The organism is Methylosinus sporium, from assembly GCF_003113265.1.
GTDB classification, from domain to species: domain Bacteria; phylum Pseudomonadota; class Alphaproteobacteria; order Rhizobiales; family Beijerinckiaceae; genus Methylosinus; species Methylosinus sporium.
Genome location: NZ_PUIV01000009.1, coordinates 69,818 through 93,968 on the forward strand (window position 1 = coordinate 69,818; position 24,151 = coordinate 93,968).

At 64.3% G+C, this 24,151-nt stretch carries 29 protein-coding genes; 13 read left to right on the forward strand and 16 right to left on the reverse strand.

Going from position 1 to position 24,151, the window contains the following annotated elements:
• Positions 1 to 21: 21 nt before the first annotated feature.
• Genes fliQ through C5689_RS08535 form a run of 7 tightly spaced genes read right to left on the reverse strand, consistent with a single transcriptional unit; the run spans position 22 to position 5,325 of the window.
• Positions 22 to 288 carry a flagellar biosynthesis protein FliQ gene (fliQ, locus tag C5689_RS08505; protein ID WP_108916843.1) on the reverse strand — a complete coding sequence of 89 codons (267 nt, stop codon included), beginning with the start codon at positions 286 to 288 and terminating at the stop codon, positions 22 to 24.
• Entirely contained in the window at positions 285 to 698 is a 414-nt protein-coding gene (flgD, locus tag C5689_RS08510; RefSeq protein ID WP_108916844.1) for a flagellar hook assembly protein FlgD, read from the reverse strand. Before flgD ends, fliQ begins: the two co-directional genes overlap by 4 nt.
• 18 nt (positions 699 to 716) lie before the next feature.
• Entirely contained in the window at positions 717 to 1,127 is a 411-nt protein-coding gene (flbT, locus tag C5689_RS08515; protein ID WP_108916845.1) for a flagellar biosynthesis repressor FlbT, read from the reverse strand.
• A gap of 7 nt (positions 1,128 to 1,134) precedes the next feature.
• On the reverse strand, positions 1,135 to 1,482 hold the full coding sequence (gene flaF, locus C5689_RS08520) for a flagellar biosynthesis regulator FlaF (protein ID WP_108916846.1): 348 nt from the start codon (positions 1,480 to 1,482) through the stop codon (positions 1,135 to 1,137).
• A gap of 27 nt (positions 1,483 to 1,509) precedes the next feature.
• Positions 1,510 to 2,559 carry a flagellar hook-associated family protein gene (locus C5689_RS08525; protein ID WP_108916847.1) on the reverse strand — a complete coding sequence of 350 codons (1,050 nt, stop codon included), beginning with the start codon at positions 2,557 to 2,559 and terminating at the stop codon, positions 1,510 to 1,512.
• Between the two features lie 15 nt (positions 2,560 to 2,574).
• A complete protein-coding gene (gene flgK / locus C5689_RS08530; RefSeq protein ID WP_108916848.1) occupies positions 2,575 to 4,062 on the reverse strand; it encodes a flagellar hook-associated protein FlgK in 1,488 nt (495 codons plus the stop codon).
• A 24-nt stretch (positions 4,063 to 4,086) separates the two neighbouring features.
• A complete protein-coding gene (locus C5689_RS08535; RefSeq protein ID WP_108916883.1) occupies positions 4,087 to 5,325 on the reverse strand; it encodes a flagellar hook protein FlgE in 1,239 nt (412 codons plus the stop codon).
• 49 nt (positions 5,326 to 5,374) lie between these two features.
• On the opposite strand from C5689_RS08535, the gene C5689_RS18195 reads away from it, so the two are divergent.
• From C5689_RS18195 to C5689_RS08595, 12 genes are all read left to right on the forward strand, one after another.
• Positions 5,375 to 5,983 carry a hypothetical protein gene (locus C5689_RS18195; RefSeq protein ID WP_146188361.1) on the forward strand — a complete coding sequence of 203 codons (609 nt, stop codon included), beginning with the start codon at positions 5,375 to 5,377 and terminating at the stop codon, positions 5,981 to 5,983.
• A gap of 81 nt (positions 5,984 to 6,064) precedes the next feature.
• The gene (locus C5689_RS08545) at positions 6,065 to 6,328 is read left to right on the forward strand and encodes a hypothetical protein (protein WP_108916850.1); all 264 of its coding nucleotides are present in this window, start codon (positions 6,065 to 6,067) and stop codon (positions 6,326 to 6,328) included.
• Positions 6,329 to 6,704: 376 nt separating this feature from the next.
• Positions 6,705 to 8,180: a methyl-accepting chemotaxis protein gene (locus C5689_RS08550; protein ID WP_244594635.1), complete on the forward strand. Its 1,476-nt coding sequence runs from the start codon at positions 6,705 to 6,707 to the stop codon at positions 8,178 to 8,180.
• Positions 8,181 to 8,182: 2 nt separating this feature from the next.
• Positions 8,183 to 8,653 carry a chemotaxis protein CheW gene (locus C5689_RS08555; RefSeq protein ID WP_108916851.1) on the forward strand — a complete coding sequence of 157 codons (471 nt, stop codon included), beginning with the start codon at positions 8,183 to 8,185 and terminating at the stop codon, positions 8,651 to 8,653.
• 43 nt (positions 8,654 to 8,696) lie between these two features.
• Positions 8,697 to 8,975: an STAS domain-containing protein gene (locus C5689_RS08560; protein WP_108916852.1), complete on the forward strand. Its 279-nt coding sequence runs from the start codon at positions 8,697 to 8,699 to the stop codon at positions 8,973 to 8,975.
• Complete coding sequence (locus C5689_RS08565) at positions 8,972 to 9,337, forward strand: response regulator (RefSeq protein WP_108916853.1); 366 nt, start codon at positions 8,972 to 8,974, stop codon at positions 9,335 to 9,337. The genes C5689_RS08560 and C5689_RS08565 overlap by 4 nt, the downstream gene beginning before the upstream one ends.
• 37 nt (positions 9,338 to 9,374) lie before the next feature.
• Positions 9,375 to 11,528 (forward strand): chemotaxis protein CheA, encoded by a 2,154-nt coding sequence (locus C5689_RS08570; protein ID WP_108916885.1) that lies wholly within the window; start codon positions 9,375 to 9,377, stop codon positions 11,526 to 11,528.
• Positions 11,529 to 11,686: 158 nt separating this feature from the next.
• Positions 11,687 to 12,565: a CheR family methyltransferase gene (locus C5689_RS08575; RefSeq protein ID WP_108916854.1), complete on the forward strand. Its 879-nt coding sequence runs from the start codon at positions 11,687 to 11,689 to the stop codon at positions 12,563 to 12,565.
• Position 12,566: 1 nt separating this feature from the next.
• Positions 12,567 to 13,622, forward strand: coding sequence for a protein-glutamate methylesterase/protein-glutamine glutaminase (locus C5689_RS08580; protein WP_108916855.1), 1,056 nt, complete (start codon positions 12,567 to 12,569; stop codon positions 13,620 to 13,622).
• 17 nt (positions 13,623 to 13,639) lie between these two features.
• Entirely contained in the window at positions 13,640 to 14,029 is a 390-nt protein-coding gene (locus tag C5689_RS08585) for a response regulator (RefSeq protein ID WP_108916856.1), read from the forward strand.
• Entirely contained in the window at positions 14,029 to 14,571 is a 543-nt protein-coding gene (locus tag C5689_RS08590; protein ID WP_370464683.1) for a chemotaxis protein CheD, read from the forward strand. The genes C5689_RS08585 and C5689_RS08590 overlap by 1 nt, the downstream gene beginning before the upstream one ends.
• Positions 14,571 to 14,960, forward strand: a complete 390-nt coding sequence (locus tag C5689_RS08595) for a hypothetical protein (protein WP_108916858.1) — start codon at positions 14,571 to 14,573, stop codon at positions 14,958 to 14,960. The genes C5689_RS08590 and C5689_RS08595 overlap by 1 nt, the downstream gene beginning before the upstream one ends.
• 15 nt (positions 14,961 to 14,975) lie before the next feature.
• On the opposite strand, the gene C5689_RS08600 is transcribed toward C5689_RS08595, so the two are convergent.
• The 9 genes from C5689_RS08600 to C5689_RS18200 form a co-directional block, all read right to left on the reverse strand.
• Positions 14,976 to 15,353, reverse strand: a complete 378-nt coding sequence (locus C5689_RS08600; RefSeq protein WP_146188362.1) for a hypothetical protein — start codon at positions 15,351 to 15,353, stop codon at positions 14,976 to 14,978.
• Between the two features lie 127 nt (positions 15,354 to 15,480).
• A complete protein-coding gene (locus C5689_RS08605; protein WP_108916860.1) occupies positions 15,481 to 15,861 on the reverse strand; it encodes a hypothetical protein in 381 nt (126 codons plus the stop codon).
• 26 nt (positions 15,862 to 15,887) lie between these two features.
• Complete coding sequence (locus C5689_RS08610) at positions 15,888 to 17,354, reverse strand: methyl-accepting chemotaxis protein (protein WP_244594636.1); 1,467 nt, start codon at positions 17,352 to 17,354, stop codon at positions 15,888 to 15,890.
• A 172-nt stretch (positions 17,355 to 17,526) separates the two neighbouring features.
• Entirely contained in the window at positions 17,527 to 18,138 is a 612-nt protein-coding gene (locus C5689_RS08615) for a DsbE family thiol:disulfide interchange protein (protein ID WP_108916862.1), read from the reverse strand.
• On the reverse strand, positions 18,135 to 18,293 hold the full coding sequence (ccmD, locus tag C5689_RS08620; protein WP_108916863.1) for a heme exporter protein CcmD: 159 nt from the start codon (positions 18,291 to 18,293) through the stop codon (positions 18,135 to 18,137). Before ccmD ends, C5689_RS08615 begins: the two co-directional genes overlap by 4 nt.
• Positions 18,290 to 19,060 (reverse strand): heme ABC transporter permease, encoded by a 771-nt coding sequence (locus C5689_RS08625; RefSeq protein ID WP_108916864.1) that lies wholly within the window; start codon positions 19,058 to 19,060, stop codon positions 18,290 to 18,292. Before C5689_RS08625 ends, ccmD begins: the two co-directional genes overlap by 4 nt.
• A gap of 61 nt (positions 19,061 to 19,121) precedes the next feature.
• Positions 19,122 to 20,471, reverse strand: coding sequence for a S41 family peptidase (locus tag C5689_RS08630; protein ID WP_108916865.1), 1,350 nt, complete (start codon positions 20,469 to 20,471; stop codon positions 19,122 to 19,124).
• On the reverse strand, positions 20,468 to 21,895 hold the full coding sequence (locus C5689_RS08635; RefSeq protein WP_244594637.1) for a murein hydrolase activator EnvC family protein: 1,428 nt from the start codon (positions 21,893 to 21,895) through the stop codon (positions 20,468 to 20,470). Before C5689_RS08635 ends, C5689_RS08630 begins: the two co-directional genes overlap by 4 nt.
• 136 nt (positions 21,896 to 22,031) lie before the next feature.
• Positions 22,032 to 23,339, reverse strand: a complete 1,308-nt coding sequence (locus tag C5689_RS18200; RefSeq protein ID WP_146188363.1) for a hypothetical protein — start codon at positions 23,337 to 23,339, stop codon at positions 22,032 to 22,034.
• On the opposite strand from C5689_RS18200, the gene C5689_RS08645 reads away from it, so the two are divergent.
• On the forward strand, positions 23,338 to 24,147 hold the full coding sequence (locus tag C5689_RS08645) for a cupin domain-containing protein (protein ID WP_108916867.1): 810 nt from the start codon (positions 23,338 to 23,340) through the stop codon (positions 24,145 to 24,147). The genes C5689_RS18200 and C5689_RS08645 overlap by 2 nt on opposite strands.
• Positions 24,148 to 24,151: the final 4 nt, after the last annotated feature.

Consider the following 24,151-nt stretch of genomic DNA (forward strand, 5'->3'; position numbering starts at 1 on the left):
GCCTCGCGTCCCGCGACTTGCTCAGAATCCCTTCTCGATGCGAGAATACGCGTACTCGGTGAACGCCTGAATCTGAGCGCCGACAAATGGCGCCGATAGCCCCAGAGCGACGAAGATCGCAATGATCTTCGGCACGAAGGTCAAGGTCATTTCCTGGACCTGAGTGAGGGCCTGGAGCAGGGCGATAACGATGCCGACCGCCATGGCCGCGCCCACGATCGGACTCGAAACGACGAGCACGGTGAAGATCGCGCGCTGCATGATTTCGAGGGCGTCGGCCTCGTTCATTCGCGCACCGTGACGCCGGCGTCGAGGGAAATGGTCGACCCATCAGTGAGCGTCGCGGTTGCTCCGGAACTCGATGTCGAGACCGAAGCGACGACGCCGGACGTCGATCCGTCGGTGGACGAGACTGTCTTACCGATCAACGAGCTCGCCTGGGTGAGCAGATTGGAGTTCAGGATCGAAGTGAGCGTCGTATTTGTTTTGACTGCCTGCTCCACCGACGAAAACGATGCGAGCTGGGAAACCGTTTCAGTCGCATCCATCGGCTTGGTCGGATCCTGATACTTCATCTCGGTGATGAGAAGCGTCAGAAACTGATCATAGCCCAACGTCTGCGTCGAGCTGCTGGTGGAGGATGTCGTTGTCGAGCTGGACGTCACGGTCGCATTGGTGATGGCTGTCGTCGAAGACACAGTCACGGTATCGCCTCCTCAGGCTGCTTTGCCGCTGTCCTGCGTCGAGCTCGGATTCAAAATCTCCGATTCGAGTGGGAACAGCGTGCGGATTGTCTTCAACGCGTCGAACATGCGCTTGTCGTCGACATATTTGGCGACGAGCGCCAGACCGTTGAGGATTCGCGGATCGGGAAAGGCGGTGTTGAGCGAAGCGAGCATACCGCGGCACATGTCGATCGCCGCCGCGGCGTCATTCGGCGACATGAGCATCAGCTGCACCACGAAATAGAGCTGTCGTAGCGGCGATGTAGCATCCTTTGCCTGCATCACGTGATTTTCGAGCAGAAATGTCACGTCATTGAGAAGCTCGATGCAGACTTTCCGATCGGCGCGAATGACCGCGCCATTTAGATAGAGCTTTTCGCCCCGCCGTAACGAAATGTTCATGCCGCCCTCAGCTCAGCCCATCGGCGATCATCTGATTGATTTCGATGACCCCGTCGAAATTGTCCGACCTGCCGCAGTCGATCGCTTCGAGCTCGCGCAAAATCCAGAGGCCGATCGAAATGAGCGAGGCGCGAAGCGCTTCCGGAAGCGCATTCCCATCGCTTCCGAGGTCTTCGATGAACACCGTCCAAATTCGCCGCATGTTCGCCGTCGCCTCGAATGACTCGCTGCTTCTCACGCCTTTGACCTTGGCGACGGCGAGTAGCCGGATCGCGCGTTCGAGCAACGCGCGTTCGCGATGCCGCGCAGCGGCGGGAGATTCTTCTACCGTCTGAGCGTAGACATTACGATACATGCGATTCTCTTCGGGTCATTCGTGCGCTCAGATATATTTCGACAGAGTCAGCTGTTGTATCTTTCCCGTCAGCGTATACGAGGTCTCGAGCTGAGTGGTGAGATTGTTCACCCGCGTCGAAGCCTCGAACGGATCGACGTTTTCGAGCGAGCCGATCTGCGTCGCGATCATATCGCGTTGCGCCGCCAGCGATTCATTCGCGTCTGATACGCCTTTTTGCATCACGCCGACTTTTGCGCGCAATGTCGTCAGTTCCGAAATAGCGTCGGACATTGCCACCGACGCCGTCTCGAGAATCTGCCGATAGGCCGAACTGCTCATCGTTTCGACGCCGAGATCGGCGACCATCGTATAGGCCTGCGCGATCTTTCGCAGCGCTGCTTCATTCGCCGACACGGATGTTTCGGAAGTCTGCGATAGAGATATCCTATTCTTCGTGGTCTCATCCGTCGCGCTGGACCAATCGCTGCTCCAAGACGTCGACGAGAATAGATCCGCGAATGACCCGGACAGGAATGTCTGGATCTGCTGATCAGTGATAGAGGCGGCGCCAGCGTCTCCCTGGGCAACTCCGAAGGCGCCGAAAAACGCCTGATCGACAGCCTGTTTCGCCGTCGATGGCGGATCGGTGAAGTAATCTGAAAGCGGCGCCACATCAGTGTTGACGCCTCCGAAAATCTGCACCCCGTCGACGCTGGTGTCGAGCGTCGAGATCAGCGACTTCAAGCCTGTCTCGGCATAGCCGCGTATGGCGCCGGGATCGCTTCCGGCGGCGGATTGCGCGCTGATCAACGTCTCGAGAAAATTCTGCGCGGCGCTCGCGATGGAACTCAACGCCGTATCAGTCGCGCTGAGGCGCGTCGAGACGACATTATTGCTGGCTGTGAGCGCCGCGAGATCATCGGAGCGAAAGCCATAGGCATAGTCCCGTTGAATCGCAGCGCCGAGACCAAGACCAAGGTCTGCGATGCGTCCGGTCGAGACTTCGGCCTGAGCTTTCGACAATTGCGTCTGAACGTCGAGAACGGACCGCCTCAGCGCATTGGTGAGCGTTTGGGTCGATGTGATCGAGACCATTTGTCCGTCCGTTCGTCAGAGCGCTTGGAAGAGCGCGGTATACATGGCGTCGATCGCAGAGATGAGCTTCGCCGACGCCTGATAGGAATTTTCGAGATCGAGCATTTTCGACATTTGGTCGTCGAGATTGACGCCGGTCGCGTTGGAAAGGGCGTCGGTCGTCTGCGACAACAGCGTCGACTGATAGGATTCGGTCTCGCTGGCCTGCTGGCGTTGCGCCTCGAACCAGCCGAGCGATGACGTCGCATAATCCATCAGTGATAGACTGGAGCCGAGGCCCGCGGCGGGATCGAAGCCCTGAGCCGTCGAAAAGGATGCGACGAGCTCGTTGATTCGATCGGTATATCCTGCCGCGCCGGTCGTCGTGTAGATATAGGCGGAATTTGTCGGATCCGAAATGCCACCGTCGCGTAGTCGGTCGAGATCGCCGCCCTGGCTCGGATCCGCATTCGGATTGACGATGATCTGACCGGCGAGACCGGGAACGACGCTCGCGCCGGGCACGGACGTGGCCCCGGAATAAGTGAACAAGCCGGGCGCCGGCGAGCCCAGTCCGGATTGGTCGGTTTCAGCAAAGGCGGCGATCAGCCCGCGCGCGGTCTCGTCGAGCTGATTCTGATATTGAGGAGCGACCACATCACGAAGCTGAGTGAGCCCCTGCAATTTTCCCGATTGGATCGCCATCGCAGCGGAGGCGCCTGTTACAGGGACGCCGTCGACATAGACTGCGTTTCCTGTCGTCGACGCCGTATAGGAGCCGTTCGCCTGGAATGTGACGGAGCGCGGGCTCGTTTCGAAGAGCGTAGCGCCGCCATCGGCGTAGATCACCATATCATTATTGGCTCGCGTGACCGTCGTTACACCGATTTCGGTCGACAGCGATTTGAGCAGAGCGTCTCGCTGGTCGAGCGCCGACGTCACATCGCGCCCGGCGTTCGTTCCGGCGACGACCTCCGAATTCACCTGCTGGAACTGCGAGAGAATCGAATTGATATTCGCGACCGACGCCGCAATGTCGCTGTCGGATTGCGCGCGCAATTGCTGCACGGTCATATCGGCGGTGTTGAGCGCCTGCGCTACCGCCTTGGCGCTCGAAAGCACATTTTGCGCGACAGTCGTATCGGATGGCGACGCACTGTAGCTCTGCAGCGCGCCTTTCAGCGCGGACAGCAGCGCTGCGGGCGAGCGATTTGTGGAGGTATCTGTCGCGGTCCCGGAAGAGAGTCCCAGAGCCTGATCGATCTGGTCGAGCCCGGATGACAGCACCGCCGCGGCCGCTTCGGTAGCGGAGGCTTGAAGAGAGTTCTGGAACAGCGCGGCATTGGTGGCGCGCGCTACGCCGCCGACCTGAGCCGCGCCATTGGAGGTGGTCGAAACGAGAGCCGTCTTGGTCGCATAGCCGGAGACATTCACTCCGGCTATGTTGCGCGAGACGACATTTATCTGAGCTGCGATCGTTCCGAGCGACTGGTTGGCGATCGCTCCGGCATTAGTGAGTGACATGGAGACCGCCCGTCATTGCGTCGCTTACTTCAGATTGTTGAGCACTTGCATCACTTCCGACGCGACCTGAAACACTTGACTGTTCGCCGTGAAGGAGCGTTGCGCGACGATCATGTTCGACAATTGGGTCGCGAGATCGACAGTCGAGCCCTCGAGCGTGGACGATGCGATCGATCCCATGCTTCCGGAATTCGCATCGCCGAGATAGGCCGCCCCCGAGTCCTTGGTGACGGCGAATATATTGCCGGATTGCGCTTGCAAATTGGTGGGGCTGGCGACCCTGGCGAGAGGGATTTTGCTCGCAGCCACCGACTGGTCATTGCCGAGCACATAGCTCAGCGTGCCGTCCTTCGAGATGTTGACGCTGGTGACCTGCGAAGCGGCGTTGCCATTGATCGTCGGATTGACGACAGAGAAGGAACTGCCGCGCTGCGTCATTGCGCTGAGATCGAGTGTGAGCGTGGAGCCATTGGGAACGGCGATCGAGGCGCTGGAGCCGCCGGTGAGGCTTCCGTCCGTCGAGGAGAAGGTGAGAGACTGCGTGGTGAGCGGACCAGACGAATAGGGGAAGCCGCCATCGGTCGCTGTCGACGCGTCGAACACCGACATTTCCCATTCATTGTCGGATGTCTTGGAGAAGTAGACATCGAGCGTGACGGCATTGCCGAGATTGTCATAGGCGGTAGCGGATGTCTTCTTGGAATAGGTAGAGGTCGAGGCGTTCGCCGAAGGGAGATCGGCGGCGCCGACTACATCGGCGGTCTGCGGAAGATTAGCGCTGAGCGTTCCTTCGGTGGACGGCGTGCTGATCGTCGTCCCATAGGGGATCGTGATCACCTGCAAGCCCGCGGGATCGGATGGCGCGGATGCCGCCGAGGCGCTGTAGCCCATGAGATAGTAGCCGGCCGTATTGTAGAGCCGGCCTTGCGTATCGGGAAGGAAGGAGCCTGCGCGCGTCAAATAGGTGTTGCCGCTCGCATCGCTCACGACGAAAAAGCCGTCGCCTGAGATAGCGAGATCGGTCGCCGATGTCGTGTTGAGCGTGCTGCCGGCTTTGGTGATTTCGATGACATTGCTCGCAGAGACGCCGCCGTCGATGTCGGCGCCGCCCTGCACGCTCGACAGAAGCGTCTGAAACTGCGTCGTCGCTTCCTTATAGCCGACGGTTCCCGAATTCGCGATGTTTTCCGCGACCGCGCTGAGCGCCGTGGTCTGCGCCGACATGCCCATAACCGACGTGTTGAAAAGCGCGCTCGCCGTCATCTGCCGTTCCTTCATATCCGTGAGACGTCGGGATTAGAAGTCTCAAAGCTTGCGTGAAGCTGTCGACTGCGCACGAATGGACCATGCGAGGAAAACGGTTAACCTTGAAATAATCTCGTTCTCATATCTTGCGACTGCCGGCGCGGGTTCTGCATTTCCAGGTTCGTTCGGCGCAACCGACAGAGGGACATTCGAGGTGAAGAGACGAGATGCGATCAAGCCACTGCTGCATGGAGCGAAGGCGAACGAGATAAGCGCCGGCGCATGGCTTCGGCGGGTCACGTCTCGAATGCTTCCACGCGAAGGCGTCGTCACCTACTCGGTCGTCGTGGAAGAGCGGCCCTCCTTCGTCGAAAGGCGACGAGAAGCGCGGCGCCCGGTGCATTTGCAATCGGGCAAAATTCTCGATGGCGGCGAGCGCTTCCTCACAGAGTTTCTCTATAAGAACCGCACCGGCGGAGGAATCAGGCTGCGCCTCGCGCAGCGCGTCCCGCTCCCCCGCTCCATTCTTCTCTACGATGATCAGCAGGGAGCGCTGCTCGCTGCGAATGTGGTTTGGCAGAGCGGCGTCGACGCCGGCTGCCGGATGAGAGGGCGGTGGCCGCACAATGAGAAACTGCTCCTGCGAATGAGCGGTCCATACTATGCCGTTCAATGATCAGCGGGGCGGAGGCGTAAGCCTCACACCAGATTTGATTACTAATTTCTTAACGACCCGCCGTTCCTGGGAGACCTCCATATGCATCCGATCAATGAACTGAAGCAGCTCCGTGAGCAGATGATCGAACAGCTCACTCAGATACCCGAGTATCAGGCGTTGAAGGCCATGGAGCGGTTCATCGGCGAGCTGTCGAACATCTATGAGGGCGCCAACGCTCCCGCGCAGAACGAGGCCTCCCTTCACAAGGCGACAGTGGCCGCGCTCGACAGCCGCCACAAGAACGACGTTTCGAGCGGGTCTCCGCGCGTCACTCCTTATATCCCAGCGCATCGCGTGGCCTGATCCTTTTGGGCGATGCGCCGAGCGATCGGCGCATCGGCGTGTCCCATATCTCGGAGCGCTTGCTTACGGCGGGCGTTCCTCGCTCGCTAATGAAGATTTAACCGCCCATCGCTAGGCTGAAAGCATATCGGGTTGGCCAAACGCGTTCGAGCGTCGGTCAAAAGCATGACGCTGCCTCGATATGCCGGCGATCCGGCATGTCCCCGTCGGGGCGCCTCCCTCCACACGATCAGTCGAACCCGCGCGACGCCGCTCTTTGCGAAAGAGCCGTGTGTGCACGACGAGACATCTCGTCCTTTCGCCTGTCCGAGGAATCGCGAGGTCGCACGCTGCGACGGAGCCCGGTCGTCTTTATATCAGCAGCGAGGGCAGAGCGGTGAAATTCTACGCGACTCTTTTTCCGCCCGTCATCGGGATGGCGATCGGACCGCTCGTGTCGCTCGGTCCTCACACGCTGCTGAGCGGCGCCGCCTTCGATCCTCTTTGGGGAGCAGCCGGAGCGGGCGTCACGCTTCTCGGCGCCGTCGGCGCCTACCGCGCGATTGCGAGCCGCGTGGCCAGTCCCGCGGCGCAAATCGTCGCCTCGCTCGATCGAATTCGCAGCGGCGATATAGAAACGCCAATCGCGCCGGGCGGCAAAGGCGGCGAGCTCGACGCCGCTTTCGACGCGTTGGAAAAGCTTCGCGCCGCATTGCAGGACGACACGCGTCGACGCGCCGAGGCGGAGAGCGCCGAGCGGCGTGCGGCCGACGAAAGGCGCATGGCGCGCGACGCCGAGTCGCGCGGCTATATCGATGCGCATGAATTCTTCATGAAATCCTTCACTGAAGGCTTGGAGCGCCTCGCCGCGGGCGGTCTCGCGCATCGGCTCGACGCTCCATTTTCCGCGGATTACGAGAAAATCCGACACTGCTACAATTTGGCGGTCGATAGGCTCCGCGGCGCCTTTGTGGATATAATGGACCATATCGACGGTCTGACGTCGCGAACGCGGGAAATCGCCGGCGCGGCCGATGCGCTGGCGCAGCGCACAGAGCAACAGGCGGCGAGCCTCGAGCAGACATCCGCGGCGCTCGAAGAAATCACCTCCACGGTTCACAAGACCTCCGATGGAGCGCAGCGCGCCGCCGGCGTCGTGTCCGAAGCTCAGGCCGATGCGACGCGCAGCAGCGAAATCGTGCGCAATGCGATCGAGGCGATGGGGCGGATCGAGACGTCCTCGCGCCAGATCGGCCAGATCATCGGCGTGATCGACGAGATTGCGTTTCAGACCAATCTTCTCGCCTTGAACGCCGGCGTCGAGGCGGCGCGGGCGGGGGAAGCCGGACGCGGATTCGCCGTCGTCGCCTCCGAAGTGCGCGCGCTCGCGCAGCGTTCCGCGGAAGCGGCGCGCGAGATCAAGAGCCTCATTTCGACATCATCCTCTCAAGTCGAAGACGGCGTCGCTCTGGTCGCGCAGACCGGCAAGTCGCTCGGTCGCATCGTCGATCAGGTAGTGGAGGCGAACAAGGTCGTCGTCGAAATCGCCAATGGCGCGCGCGAGCAGGCGACGGGCCTCGCCGAGGTCAATACGGCTGTCGCGCAAATGGATCAATTCACGCAGCAGAACGCCGCAATGGTCGAGGAGACCACGGCTGCGAGCCATGGCCTGAAAAGCGACATAGAGCGGCTGTCGATATCGGTCGCCGCGTTCGATCTCGGCGAGCGCCCAGAATCTGGCGCCGGCGCCGTGAAGCGGATGAAACCGCAATCGGCAAGCAAAACGTCGCCGCAGCGACGTGTCGCGGCGCGTGGCGCAGCGCTTCCGAAGGAGCAGGCGACACCGATCGAAGAGGGCTGGGAGGAGTTTTGATCATGGCCGAGGCATTTTCCCGCGTGGCGACGAGCGAGGCGAAGGAATTCATCGCCTTTCATATCGGCGCGCAGACATTCTGCATCGACATTATGGCGGTTCGCGAAATCCGCGGCTGGACGCCGGCGACGCCTTTGCCACATGCGCCGAACTTCGTGCGCGGCGTCATCAATCTGCGCGGCGCCGTGCTGCCGGTCGTCGATCTCGCCACGCGCCTCGGCCTGACGCAGAGCGAGCCGACCGCGCGCCATGCGGTCATCGTGGTGCAATCGGCCGGTCAGATCGTCGGCCTTCTCGTCGACGCAGTGTCGAATATTTTGACGTTGACACCCGACGCGATCCAGCCGACCCCGGAAGTCGCCTCGGAAATCGCGCGGACTTTCGTGAAGGGCGTCGTCGCCGCGGGTGACGAGATGATCAGCGTGCTGACCATCCAGAATCTCCTGCCGGAGCCGGTTCTCGACGCGGCGTGAGCTCGAGCCGGCGCCCCTCCCGCAACGACATCGAGACGAGCCCATGATCACTGTCCGTCTACCCGAAATCCTCGACATACGCGCGGCCTCTCCGCTCGCCGCGGAGCTTCTTCATGCGCGCGGCAATCCGCTGACCATCGACGCATCCGACGTCGCCAAGGTCGGCACGCAGTGCATTCAAGTGCTGCTGTCCGCACATGCCACCTGGACTGCGGACGGCTTGCCGCTGAACGTCGCGCATCCATCCGAGACTCTGCTCGACGCCCTGGAGACGCTCGGCATTCCCTTCACCAAAATTTCCGAACAGGAAAGCGCGAAATGAGCAAGACCATTCTGACCGTCGACGATTCTCGAACCATGCGCGAAATGCTGATGCTCGCGCTCTCCGAGGCGGGCTTCAGCGTCGTGCAGGCAGAGGACGGCGTGCATGGGCTCGAAGTGCTCGAGAAGGCGACGCCCGATGTGATCGTCACCGATATAAACATGCCGCGCATGGATGGTTTCGGATTCATCGAAGGCGTGCGCCGGCACGAGAAGCATCGCGGCGTTCCGATTCTCGTGCTGACGACCGAGAGCGACGGCGAGAAGAAGGACCGCGCGCGCAGAGCCGGCGCGACCGGCTGGATCGTCAAGCCGTTCAATCCCGTGAAGCTCGTCGACGCGATTCGTCGCGTGGCCGTTTGAGAACGTAGCCTTGTAAGGGAGTGCGCCCGTGGATCCGATGGCCGCCATCAAGCAGACATTCTTTCAAGAATGCGAGGAGCAACTCGTCGAATTGGAGAGCGGACTGCTGCGAATGGAGGACGGTGACGACGATCTCGAGACCGTCAACGCCGTGTTTCGCGCCGTCCACTCGATCAAAGGCGGCGCGGGCGCCTTCGGCTTCGACGAACTCGTCGAATTCGTCCATGTCTTCGAGACCACGCTCGATCTCATACGCTCCGCCAAGCTCGCCGCGACGCCGGCGGTGACAAAGACGCTGCTTCGCGCGTCCGATGTGCTCGCCGATCTCGTTCGCGCTGCGCGTGAAGGCGGCAGCGCCGACGCCGGCGCTGTGAAAATCATCGCCGACGAGCTCAGCGCGCTGCTCGGCGGCGCGCCGCGGCAGGACGACGACGGCAAGGTCAGCGTCGACTCTCTCGACTTCGAGCCTGTCTGCATCTCGCTCGACTCGATTTTCGACATCGGCGAGCCCGAAGCCCCCGCGACGCAGGATTTCATCCTGCGCTTCAAACCGGCCGTCGGACTCTACGCCAAGGCCAATGAAACGCTGCGCTTGCTGCGCGAACTCGGCCGGCTCGGCGAGACGAGCGTCGAATGCGACACGACCGAGATTCCGCTGCTGACCGAGCTCGATCCCGAAGGCGCTTATCTCTGCTGGACAATCCATCTGACGACGAGCGCGCCCGAACAGCAAGTGCGCGAGATATTCGAATTCGTCGAGTGGGATTGCGAGCTTTCGGTGGAAACGGCCGATGTCGGCAAGCTGCTCGAGGCTTTGCAGGAGTCGCTCGAGCCGCATGAGGCGCCGCCAGCGCCGATCGCCGTCGCGGAGCTGCGGGATACCAGCGTCGCCACAGATCCCGCGCCGACCTCCTTCGCCGCGCCGAGCGACGATCATCCCGCCGCCGCCAGGGCGGAAGCGGCCAAAGGCGAGGGCTCCGGCGCGGTTCAGGCGACGATCCGCGTCGATCTCGATCGCGTCGATCGCCTCATCAACCTCGTCGGCGAACTGGTCATCAATCAAGCGATGCTGTCGCAGCGCGTGTCCGAGGCCGGCCTCTCGCGCGCCTCTTCCGTCGCGATCGGACTCGACGAGCTCGAGCAGCTGACGCGCGATATTCAGGACAGCGTGATGGCGATCCGCGCGCAACCGGTGAAGCCCGTGTTTCAGCGCATGTCGCGCACTGTGCGCGAGGTCGCGTCCATGACCGGAAAGTCGGTGCGGCTCGTCATGGACGGCGAGACGACCGAGGTCGACAAGACCGTCGTCGAGCGTCTGACCGATCCGCTCACACATATGATTCGCAACGCCGTCGATCACGGAATCGAAAAGGCGGAAGACAGAATCGCCGCCGGCAAGCCCGAGGAAGGCTCGCTGCGCCTCTCGGCGACGCATCGCTCCGGCCGCATCGTGATCGAGGTCGCCGACGACGGCGCCGGCATCAATCGCGCGCGCGTGCGCCAGATCGCCGTCGACAAGGGCCTCATTCCGGCGGAAGCCAATCTCACCGACGACGAGATCGACAATCTCATCTTTCTTCCCGGCTTCTCCACCGCCTCCTCCGTCTCCAACATCTCCGGCCGCGGCGTCGGCATGGATGTGGTCAAGCGCGCGATCCAGGCGCTCGGCGGCCGCATCTCCATCTCTTCGGTTCCCGGACGCGGCTCGACCTTCTCGATGAGCCTTCCGCTCACGCTCGCCGTTCTCGACGGAATGGTCGTCACTGTCGGCGGCCAGACCCTGGTCGTTCCACTGACTGCGATCATCGAGACTCTGCAGCCCAAGAAGGAGAGCGTGCACGAGCTCGGCAGCGGCGCGCGCGTCATCGCCACGCGCAATACATTCACCCCGCTGATCGATGTCGGCGCCGTGCTGCTCTACCGCGACGAGCCGATCGAGCCGACGTCGCAGGTCGCGCTTCTCGTCGAGTCGGAGAGCGGCGCCAAATGCGCGTTGCTCGTCGACGCCATCCAGGGCCAGCGGCAGGTGGTGATCAAGAGCCTCGAGACCAATTACGGCCATGTTCACGGCATTGCGGCGGCGACGATATTGGGCGACGGCCGCGTCGCTCTCATCCTCGATGTCGATGCGATCGTCGCGCGCCCGCGCGCTGATATGATCGTCGCCGACATGCCCGCAGCGGCCGAATAGAGTGTTTTTTGGACGCCGGCGCGTGGAATGCGCGACATGACAAAAGCCGAAATCTTTCCTCGTTTCGAGAGAGCGCGGAAAGACTGGAGGCCGCCCCGCCATCGACATCGCGCCCCGCCTCGAGAGGGGCCCACGACAAAAAGAACGTAAGCAGCCGCATGAAAAACCGCCACTTCGCCACGGCTCCGCTCGTCCCTGGGGAATTTCTGCTGACGCAGGAGGATTTCCGCCGGATCGCCTCGATTCTGCACGAGGACGCCGGCATCTATCTGCCGGACTCCAAAGCCACGCTGGTCTATTCGCGCCTGGCCAAGCGGCTGCGCAGCCTCGGGCTCGAGAATTTTCGCGACTATTGCGCGCTCATCGTCAGCGATGACGGCGTCGACGAACGCCAGAAAATGATGGCCGCGCTCACCACCAATGTCACGCGCTTCTTCCGCGAGCCGCATCACTTCAAGCATCTCGAGGAAAATGTCCTCGCCAAGCGCGCGGCCGCGGTGCGCAAAGGCGCGCGTCTGCGCATCTGGTCGGCGGCCTGCTCCAATGGCCAGGAGCCCTACTCCATCGCCATGTCGATCCTCTCCGTCATACCAGAGGCGGCGGAGCTCGATGTCAAGGTTCTGGCGACGGACATAGATCCGAACATGGTCGCCGCCGGCGCCAATGGCGTCTACGGCCGCGATGTCATCGAGGCGGTGCCCACGCAACTGCGCAGCCGCTGGTTCACGCCGCTCGGCGGCGGTCGCGATGAATGGGGCGTGACGGAGGAGCTCGCTTCGCTCGTCTCCTTCCGCGAGCTCAATCTCATCGGCCATTGGCCGATGACGGGACGTTTCGACGCCATCTTCTGCCGCAACGTCGTGATCTATTTCGAAGAGAAAACGCAAGAAAACATTTGGAGCCGCTTCGTTCCGCTCTTCAATCCGGACGGGCGGCTCTACATCGGCCATTCCGAACGCGTTTCGGGCGCGGCCGCATCCGCCTTCGAATATGACGGCGTCACCACTTATCGGCTTCGGTCCAGAGGAAATTCGTAAGATGGCTGTTCGTGTGCTGATCGTCGACGATTCCCCAACCATGCGCGGCCTCATCGCAGCGACGCTCTGTCGGGATCCTGCAATCTCCGTCGTCGGCGAGGCGGCCGATCCGCTCGAGGCGCGCCAGGCCATCAAGACCCTCGATCCGGATGTGGTGACGCTCGACGTCGAAATGCCGAATATGAACGGACTCGATTTTCTCGAGAAGATCATGCGACTGCGTCCGACGCGCGTGATCATGGTCTCGACGATGACGGAGCGCGGCGCCGCGACGACGATCAAGGCGCTCGAGATCGGCGCCTTCGACTGCGTCGCCAAGCCTTCATCCAAGGATCCGCGCTCTTTCGACGAGCTGCCCGCGAAGATCAAGGCGATCGCTGCCACGCCTATCGGCCGCTACGAGCCGCATCGCGCCGAGCCGATCCGCGTCGAGCCGGCGGCGCTGCGTCGCGAGCCGCAGTCCGCGGCGTCCCGCTATTCGCCTGATGGACGATTGGTCGCGATCGGCTCCTCCACCGGAGGCGTCGAGGCGTTGCTCACGATTCTCTCGCAGTTCCCGGAAAATTGTCCGCCCACGGTCGTCACGCAGCACATGCCGCCCGTGTTCACGGCGAGCTTCGCCGCGCGTCTCGATCGCATGTGCAAGCCGCAGGTCGCGGAAGCCGTGGACGGCGCGCAGATCCTGCCCGGCCGAGTCTATCTCGCGCCCGGCGGCGCCGCTCATCTCGAAGTGGTGAAGCATGTCGGCGGCTATCGCTGCCGCCTCACCAATACGGAAGCGGTCAATGGCCATCGTCCCTCCGTCGACGTTCTGTTCAACTCCGTCGCGCAATGCGCCGGCCGCAACGCGCTCGGCGTGATCCTCACCGGCATGGGCCGCGACGGCGCGCAAGGCTTGCTCGCATTGCGCGATGCGGGCGCCGAGACAATCGGCCAGGACGAGGCGAGCTCGCTCGTCTATGGAATGCCGAAGGCGGCCTTCGAGATCGGCGGCGTCGCCAAGCAGCTCACGCTGCAGCGCATCGCCGCGCACATACTCACTTCGACGAACCAGTAAAAGCAAGGGGGGAATCCATGTCCATCGCCGCCCAATTGAGAGTCTTGATCGTGGACGACACGAGCACGAGCCGTATGCTCATTCGCGACGGCCTCGAGGAGCTCGGCGTGCGCAATATCTTCTTCGCCGGCGACGGCGAGCAGGCCCTGCAATTCATGATGGCCACTCCCGCGCATCTCGTCATCTCCGACTTCAACATGCCCAAGCTCGACGGCCTCGGCCTCCTGAAGGCGATCCGCAATTACAATCCCACCAAGAAAGTGCCGTTCATCATGCTCACCGGGCGCGCCGACAAGGCGCTGCTCGAGAATGCGGTGAAGCTCGGCGTCAACAACTTCCTCACCAAGCCCTTCACCGTTCCGGCTCTGAAAAAAGCGCTCGAAGCGATCATCGGCAAACTCGCGTGATTCGAATGAACGCCGGCACGAAACGAATACACATCATCCAGGGCGAGTATCGGGTGATCGACGATCCGAGCGTCGTCATCGCGACAGTTCTCGGCTCTTGCGTCGCCGCCTGTATCAGGGACGCGGATGCCGGCGTCGGAGGAATGAATCATTTTCTGCTGCCCGGCGATTTCACCTCGTCGCGCAATGGCGAGGCCGAACGCTACGGCGTTCATCTCATGGAGCTGCTCGTCAACGGCCTCTTGAAGAAGGGCGCGCGGCGCGACCGGCTCGAAGGCAAGCTGTTCGGCGGCGCGCGCATGATGGAAGGGCTCTCCGACATCGGCGCGAGAAACGCCGAATTCGCGAAGCGATTTTTGCAGAACGAAGGCATTCGCCTCGTGGCCGAGCATCTCGGCGGCGACCGCGGCCGACGCGTCGAATATGAGCCGGTGTCCGGCCGCGCCAGGCAGAGCCTTCTCTCCGGCCCGACGCCGCAGACCGTGTCGGCGCCGGCAGTCATGCCGAAACTGCCGGCGGCGGGCTCACTGGAGCTGTTCTGATGACGGAGCCGAAGACGACCTCGCCCTGCGGCGCGAATGAGCGAGCCCAACCGCTCGTCGAGGTCCTCTCGCGGCTGGCGGCGGAGCTGCGCAACACGGCCAAGGAGACGGATCGTCTCCATTGTCTCGTCGACGGCGTACAATGGAGCAATGTGGAGGAGAAGCACGAGCTCATCCACTCGGCGCAGGCGATCGACGCGATCGAGCAGACGCTCTCGGCCCTCTCCGATTTCGTCTCGGCGCTCGCAGAGCTCGCGCCGGCCGATTGGGAAATCGCCGGCGGAATTGCGTCGCGCAGCGTCAAGCTCGCAGAGCTCGCCGCGCGTCTCGGCGATCACGCGGACGATGGGCGAACGGATCACCCGGCCGGCGAAATGGAATTTTTCTGAACGCCGCCGGAGCGTTCACTCTTCCGCGGCCAGCAGCTCACGCAGCTTGCGGCTTCGCGCCCATTGGGCGACATCCTCGGCGACATCCTTGAACGCGGCGACATCGGCGGGCTCATGCGCGCGCTCGGCGGCCGTCTCCATCAGCCCGGCGGCGACCGAGAGCAGCACCGTCGCAGAGGCGCGCAGAAATGTCGGGGCATCCCCCTTTGCGTCGTCCACCTCTGCCAGCAGGCGATTGACGATCCCGCGCAGCTCGTAATCGAGCGTCTCCAATTCGCGACGCAGCTGCGCGTCGAGATCGCGGCATTCGGCGATGGAATAGGGACGCAGGCCGCCAGCAGCGCCAGGCTCTCCGTCACCGTCTGGGGAAGACGGTCGATCGACACGCGTCACGGCGACCTCCAATCGCAGACCGGCGATAGCCGCTCTTTTCGAGCCCTATCGTAACGCCTCGCTGGAATCAATCCAGGGGACAACTCATCGTTGTGGCGGCGTCGCCGCTTCGCTTCGCTGCGCCTCCTCATCGGAAATCGGGTCCGCAGCGCTGCGCGTCCATTTGCGCGTTGACCGCGTGGAGTTCGCCTTTGAGCCGCGCGATCTGAGGCTCCCGGTCGGCGTCGAAGGGCGTTCCCATCGGCGTCGGAACGCCGAATGTGCGCGTGCGATCATCGGCGGCCAGCTGATCCTGCGCGGAGCCGGCGAAGATCAGCGCCTGCGCGATGCGCGCGCGCCGCGCGACGAGCTGCGGGCAATCGGCCCCGATGAAGAGTCCCGGATCGACCGGCGCCGGCTCTATTTCCCGCGTCGGCTTGGCGCAGGCCGCGAGGCCGAAGGCGGCGGCGACCGCGAGAGCCGGCGAAAGCGCCCGACAGCGAATCTGAAATTGTCTCTTATGGCTCATTTCTCTCGATATCCCGCGGCGGTCGCTCAGAAGTCTGTCCAGGCTCTGCTGCGACGATCGCTCGCGCCGACGCGCCGGTCCAGCGGTTCTATGCGCCGTGTCGGGAGCTCTTCGCCCTCGGAGGCGACGAGGCGAGGCCCGCTCGCGCGGGGCGCCGCGACCACGCCCTCCCGGGCGATGCGGAAGCGCGAGATCAATTCGATGAGCTGTCGCGTCTTCTCGCTGAGGCCATGGCTGACGGCGGTGGTCTGCTCCGCCATCGCCGCATTTTGCTGCGTGATCAAATCCATCTGGCGGACGGTTCCATTCACCTCGTTGAGCGCCGCCGCCTGCTGGCGCGCGCGATCGGCGATGTCCGCCACCACGCCATTGACGCGCGCGACCTCCTCGACGATATGCGACAGCGCTTCGCCGGCGCCGCCGACGAGCGAGACGCCGCGGCCGATCTGCGCGTTGGACACGGAGATCAACGTGTCGATCTCCTTGGCGGCCTTGGCGCTGCGGCGCGCGAGATCACGGATTTCGGCGGCCACCACGGCGAAGCCGCGTCCCGCTTCGCCGGCGCGCGCGGCTTCCACGCCCGCATTCAGGGCCAGAAGATTGGTCTGCGTCGCGATCGAGTCGATGACGCCGATGATCTGCGCGATCTTCTTGGACGATTGCTCGATATCTCCCATGGCGCCGATCGCCTGGCGCACGATGCCGCCGCTCGCCTGCGCCTCCGTGCTCATATCGGAGACGATCTGGCGCGCATTCCCGGCGTCCTCCGCCGTCCGCGTGACTGTCTCCGTGATTTGCGCGAGCGCGGCGGCCGTCTCCTCGAGATTGGCGGCCTGGCTCTCCGTGCGCCGCGACAGATCGTCGGCCGCGGCCACGGTCTCCTGCATTCCGGCGCCGAGCAGCTTGGTGCTCTCCGCCATTTCGCCGATCGCCTCGGACAATTGGCCGACGGCGGTGTTGAAGTCGATCTGCAGCCGCCGATAGGCGCCGGGGACCTCGTCGGTCAGCCGCGATGTCAAATCCTTCTCGGCGATTCTGGCGAGCCCGTCGCCCAGCAACTGGACGATGCGCGCCTGTGCGGCGTTCGCTTCGGCGATCAGGCTCTCATCGGCCCGATGGTCGAGAATGACCTGACGAAGATTGACGAAAGCGTCGGCGAGGCGCCGCACACTATCGGCGCATTCGTCGATCTCGAGACGGTAGGATGTGTCGCCATCGGCGAGCCGGCGGATCGCCTCGGTCACGACGGCGAGCGGCCGCACCACCCGCGTGCGAATTGCGACGCCGCCCAGAATGCACAGAAGCGCGATGAGGACCGGACCGACAAAGAGCGCCGCCAATCTCGGGTCGCGCGCCGTCGCCCAGTCGCTGCCGCCGGCGAAGAGGCGCCAGCTCACGACGGCCTGCGCGAATGCGATCGCCGCGATGACGGACAGCAGCACGGCCGACCGTAGGCGCAATCCCCTCGGAACAAAATCGCGCAAGCTGTTCACCCTCTAATTCCCGAGCCCACCCGCAACGAATGGTCGACCGCGACGCGTCGCGACGGGCCGGATCGCAGGGGCGAGCGACGCCGCTCCGGGGGCGCCGCCCGGCCGAACGGAATGCTGAACCGCCGCCAGACAGTAATGGCAGAGGCGACGTTAAGTTAAGGTTAATAGAAACCTATTGCGCGCCGGCGAGCGCGGCGGCGCGCGTCTGCGCGAGCGCTTTCTCGATCTCGGGAAGCAGCGTCTCTTCCAGAGCCTGCCGGGTCAAAGGCCCGACATATTTATAGGCGATGGCGCCGTCGCCGCGGATGACGAAAGTCTCCGGCACGCCATAGACGCCGAAATCGATCGCCACGCGGCCGGCGAGATCGACGCCGATGGAGGCGTAAGGATTGCCGACGTCCTCGAGGAAGCGCAACGCATTGGCGGGCTCGTCCTTATAGGCGAGGCCGGCGAGCGTCACGCCTTTGCCGGCGAGAGCGGGATCCTTGGCGAGCGCCAGCAATTGTGCATGTTCCGCCCGGCAGGGCGCGCACCAGGAGGCGAACACATTCACCACGCTCACATGGCCTTTGCGCAGATCATCGCCGACGAGGCCGCCGACGCCGGCGAGACCCGGCAAAGCGGGAAGCGCGAATTGCGGCGCCTGCTTGCCGATGAGCGCCGAGGGCAGACGCGACGCGTCGCCCGCGAACAGCCGCGCCAGGAAGAGAAGGGCGAGAGCCGCGAAAACGGCGAGCGGCAGGAACAGCGCCAGCCGGCCGCGCGGCGCGTCTGGCGCGCTCATAGCGTCTCCTCGCGAGCGCCGGCGGTCTTCTCCAGCCGCGCCAACTCGGCGGAAAGACGTCTGTTCTCGAGCAGAATGCGCGCCAGCAGGACGAGCACCGTCGCCGCCGTCACCCCATAGGCCAGCAGAATATAGCCCCAATGTTCGTCGGTCACTGCGCCGGCTCCAGCAATTCCGCGGCCCCGCCCTCTTCTCCGGCGGCGGCCGCCTGCAGCGTCAGCCGCGCGACGCGGCGACGCAAAATCTCATTGCGGATCGCCATCAGATGCAGGGCGAGAAACAGCGCCGTGGCGCCGAGCGCCATTATCAGCAGCGGCCACAGCATGGCGGCGGCGATGGTCGGTCCGCCGGCGCGCAGCACAGAGGCCGGCTGATGCAGCGTGTTCCACCAATCGACCGAGAATTTGATGATCGGAATATCGACGAAGCCGACCAGAGTCATGATCGCCGCTATGCGCGCGCCGCGCGGGGAGTCTTCCATCGTCTGACGCAGCGCGATCAGGCCGAGATAGAGCAGGAAGAGGATCAGCATGGAGGTGAGACGCGCGTCCCACACCCAATAGGTCCCCCACATGGGCTTGCCCCACAGCGAGCCCGTCACCAGGCAGATGAAGGTGAAGGCCGCGCCGAGCGTGGCGGCGGTTTTTTGCGCGGCGTCGGCGAGCGGATGACGCCAGACCAGCACGCCGAGCGAGGCCGATGTCATGACCATATAGGCGAACATTGCGAGCCAGGCGGCCGGCACGTGGATATACATGATCTTGACCGTCTCGCCCTGCTGATAATCGGCGGGCGAGACGAAGAAGACGAGATAGAGGCCGAGGCCCGAGAGCAGAGCGCTCGCGGCGCCGAGCCAGGGCAGGACGCGCTGCGTCAGCCGCAGAAAGACGGCGGGATTGGCGAGAGACGAAAACGCGATCATGACGGCCTGCGCAAACGAGACGCGACGGGCGGAGAGGGAAACGCCCTCTCCGCCCGCGTGATCAGTTGGAGATTTTAGACTTGGGCTGCTCGGCCGGCTTCGCCTGCTCGGCCGTCTGCGGCTTGAACTTGCCGTGCAGAATCTCGACCGCGGCGATCAGCTGCTTGTCCTTCTTGGGGTCCGGCGGCACATAGGCCTGCGAGCCGCTCTTTTCGTCCTCGCCATTCTTCAGATGGCCCTTGAGCGAGGCTTCGCCCTTTGTGTCGTCCTTGCCCTTCAGCTCGTCCGGCACATCCTGCAGCAGATTGATGTCCGGGTCGATGCCCTTGGCCTGAATGGAGCGGCCCGACGGCGTGTAATAGCGCGCCGTGGTCAGGCGCAGCGCGCCATTGGCGCCGCCGAGCGGGATGATGGTCTGCACCGAGCCCTTGCCGAAGGAGCGCGTGCCGAGAATGGTGGCGCGCTTGTGATCCTGCAGCGCGCCGGCGACGATCTCCGAGGCCGAGGCGGACCCGCCATTGATCAGCACCACCACCGGCTTGCCGCGGGAAATATCGCCCGCCGCCCGCGCATTGTAGCGCTGCGTCTCGTCGGCCGTGCGGCCGCGCGTGGAGACGATCTCGCCATGATCGATGAAGCTGTTCACCACCTGAATCGACTGATCGAGCAAGCCGCCGGGATTGTTGCGCAGATCGACGATATAGCCCTTGAGCTTGTCGCCGGGCATCTCCTGCTGGAACTTCTGGATCGCCGTACGCAGCCCGTCCGAGGTCTCCTCATTGAACTGGGAGATGCGGATATAGCCGATGTCGTCGTCTTCCTTGTGCGAGCGCACGGATTTGATATGGATCTCGGCGCGCGTGAGCTTGACCTCGATCTTCTCCCGGTCCTTGCCGCGCAGAATGGTGAGCTTCACCGAGGTGTTGATCTGGCCGCGCATCTTGTCGACGGCCTGATTGAGCGTGAGGCCCTGCACATTGTCGTCGTCGATCGCGAAGATGAGGTCGCCGGACATGACGCCGGCCTTGGACGCGGGCGTGTCGTCGATCGGCGTCACCACCTTGACGAGGCCGTCCTCCTGCGTGACCTCTATGCCGAGGCCGCCGAACTTGCCCTCGGTCTGCGTCCGCATATCCTTGAAGCCCTTGGCGTCGAGGTAGCTCGAATGCGGATCGAGCGAGGTGAGCATCCCGTTGATCGCCGATTCGACCAGCTTCTGCTCGTCCGGCTTCTCCACATAATCGGCGCGGACCTTGTCGAAGACGTCGCCGAACAGGCTCAAATTCTTATAGGTGTCGGCAGCGGCGGCGAAGGCCGGGGAGCCGATCAATAGGCGCGCATTCTGTCCGAGCGTGGCGCATCCCGCCCCGATGACGATTCCCGTTATGATCAATGAGGCCTTGCGCATCATCCGCCAACCTTCTGAAGTTCCGGCTTCGCCCACCATGGGCCCGGATCGATGGACGTTCTGTCCTTGCGAAACTCTACATAGAGAATGGGCTGTTTCGCGCCGATAGCAATGGCCGCCGCAGTCCTGACGGCGCCGCCGCCCATGTTCGCCACCGGCTCGCCGGCGAGGACGAATTGTCCCACGGCGACGGATATCCGCTCCATTCCGGCCAGAGTGACATAATAGCCGCCGCCGGCGTTGATGATCAAGAGTTGACCATAGGATCGGTAGCGCCCTGCGAAAACCACCCAGCCGTCGCTGGGCGCGGTCACGATCGCGTTTTCGCGCGCCGCTATCGACAGGCCCTTCTCGGCTCCGCCTTGACCGTCCGAGGCGCCGAAGCGCTTGACGACAGGCCCGGCGGTCGGCGGCGCCAATCGACCTTTCAGATCGGCGAAGGCGACGGCTGGAGCGAGACGGGCGGGATCCTTGAACGGAGTCGCCAGCGCTTTGGCGCGGCTTTCCTGCGACATTGCGGCGTCCGCCGCGGCGCGCTCGGAATCGGCGCGTCGCGCCGCTTCGGCCGCGCGCCGGCCCTCCTCCACCTCGCTCTCCATGCGAGAGATCAGCTCCTTGAGGTTGGTCGCCTTGGACGCCAGCGCGCGCGCCCGCTCCGCCTCGAAATCCAGCGCGCTCTGCGCCAGCATCAGCGCCTTCTGCCGCGTCTCGACGAGCGCCTCGAGCCGCACGCGCTCCTCCTTCAAATGCTCGAGCTCGGCGATGAGGCTCGTCTTCTCCGCCTCTACGCGGCCGCGCAGCGTGACGAGGTCGGCGAGATCGGTCTTGAGCGTCTCCACCTCGGCGCGCATTTGCGGCAGCATCGAGCCGAGCAGCATGGCGGCGCGAATGCTCTCCAGAATATCCTCGGGCCGCGCCAGCAGCGCCGGCGGCGGCTTGCGCCCCATGCGCTGCAGCACGAGCAGCACCTCGCCGATCAGCGCGCGACGGCCGGCCAGCGATTTGACCAGCGCCCGCTCGCTCTGCACCGACGTCTCGAGCTTGGCGCTCACATCCTCCGCGCGCTTTTCCAGCACGCCGACCCGCTGCACGGCGTCGACCAGCGCGGCGTTGAACTTGGCGCGATCGGCGCGCAGCGTCTCGATCTCAGTCTCGATTTTGCGGCGGCTCTCGGCGGAGACCGTGATCGTGTCCTCGAGGCTGCGCAGCTCCGAACGTTTTCCGGAAATATCGGGGGAATCCGGATTGTCGGCGGCGTCTCGCGTCTCGACGACAGGAACCGGCTTCAACGTCGTCGTCGTCAGAGCGCCGCGCAGATTTTCCGCTCGCGCGGGATTTGCGATGGCCGTCAGCGCGAGGCCGAGGACGGGAAGACAGACTTTGGGAAAGCAGCCGCTTGGCTCCCGACGCTCCACTCCCCGTCGCATGATCCCGCCGCTCGACCTATGCCTCATGAACGGCGTCCGCTTCGCCCGCGACTCTTTGCGCCCGCCGGAAGCCGGCGTGCGAATCTCGCGGCAGTTTGGCTATTCAATAGCGTCCACATTGCGGCGAAGGCGGCGCCTATCGGCGCGGCGACAGCAGGAAATCGACGCCGCTCCCGCTTTCGCCCTCCGGCGCGCCTTTGGCGACCGGCTTGCCGCTTTCGCCGGCGACGGAAAGACGCCCACGCTCGACGCCCATGCGGCCGAGATAATCGACGACGCGGGCGGCCCGGTCGCGCGCCTGCTCCCGCGCGGCCCGATCGCCGCCCTCGGCGCGCACGCGCACGTCCACATCGGTCTGTGGACAGCGTTGCAGCAGGCCCACCGCTTTGTCCAACGCGCCGGTCGCGCCGCGCTGGACGCCGCCGCGCCGGCTGAAGCGCACCGGCTCGCCGGCCAGCGCCGCGGTCACGGCCTTCTGACAGGCCGGAAGATCGAGCTCTCCGCTCGCCGGAGTGGCGGGCCGCGCTTGTTCGGACGGCTTGCCCGACGCGGAAGACTCGCCGGGTGCGGAGGGCGCGCCGGGCGCGGAAGGCCTGCCGGGCCCCGCCGATTTGGGAGTTTCGGGAGATCGGGAAGGTTCGGAGGTCCGCTCGTCCGCGAAGGGCCGCACGAGCTCCGGGGCGGCCGCCGAAGGAGTCGAAGGCGCGGGCTTCACCCCTCCCCGCGCCGGCTCCTTGGACTTGGCGACGCCGCCATTCCGCGTTGACGGAGCGTTCGGCGGCGGGCCGTTTTGCGGGGCCTCCGCCGGGCCGGCGGCGCCATTCGGCCCGCGCTCGGGCGCCTCGCTTTCGCGGGCTGCGCGTCGCGCAATGGCGGCGTTCTCGTAATTCTTGGCGGCCGCGCCCGTCAGAGCGTCCACATCGGCGATTCCCCGCACGCCGGGAATATGCGCGATCTCCTCCGCCGCAGCGGCGCGGTTCGGCGCATCGCGGGGCAAGAGGACATCGCGGCCGGCGACGTCGACATAGGCGGGATCGCCGCCGATTTTCTCGATCGCGCTCGCCGCCTTGCGCCGCAAATCCTGCTCCGTCGAGCGGCCGGCCAGAAAGCCGGCGGCGAGCCAGATCAGCGCCAGCGGGACGAGGCCGAGCGCCCAGCCCTCATTGTCGCGCAGAGAATGCCGGCCGAGCAGCGCGCCGGCCGCCGCGCCGGCGAGAAAGGCGGGAAACAGCAGCAGCGCCGTCTCGAGCCAGAAGCCCGAGCGCCCGGGCAGGAGGCCGAGCGCAGCGACGGGAACGCCCGCCGCGAAAGCGAGAACGAACCACACCAGCCAGCCGGCGACCGGCCCGCGCTCGGAGCGCCGCGCGATGGAGAGCGCCGTCGCGACTCCGACCGCGAAGGCCGAGGCGCCCCAGGCCCAAAAATGCATGAGGAGATAGGTCATGGCGTTCGCATGGTCCGGCCGACGCGGCGAGATTGCGTCACGGCCCTATCTTTGGCAAGGCTCGGGCTTTCATCGGGAGACGCGCGTGACGCGGACATTTTCGCTTCCCCTTCTGATCGCCCTTCTGCTCGTCGCGCGCCTGGCCGGCGCGCCGGCCGCTGCGCTCGAGGCGGGCGGCGCGACACAGGGGCCCGTCCTTCCCGTGGAGCGGACGCCCTTCCATGTCCCGGCCTTCCGCAATGACGCGGTCTCCATGTTGAATGTGTGGCTGCCGCCGCATCGCGTCGCGCCCTATCACGAGCATTCGCGCGACTTCGCTTATGTGGTGGTGCGCGAGAGCCCGACCCTCGTTCAAAATTGGGGCGACGCCGCGCCGACGTCGATCATTTGGCCGCGCGGCGCGGTGGGCTTCGGCGCTTTTTCCAAACAGAGCCTCACTCACCGAGCCGAAAATGTCGGCGATATGCCTCTGAGCATCGTCGGCTTCGAGCTTTTGGAGCCGGCGCCGAAAGGCCGCGCGCCCTCGGAACGTCCCGCCGGCTTTACGCAGATCATCGACAATGAGCGCCTGCGCGGATGGCGCCTCGCGCTGAAGCCCGGAGAGATCACGCCCGCCTTCACGCAACGCGCGCCCGGCGTGCGGATCGTGGTGGAGGGAGGCGAGCTGATCGAGACGGATGCGGATGGCGCCGGGCAGAACATGGCCTTGCAGCCGGGCGATTTCCAATGGCGCGACGCCGGCCCCGCCCGCGCGCTGCGCAACGCCGGCGCGACGACGATAGAGTTGGTGGAATTCGAGGTGAAGTGACGAG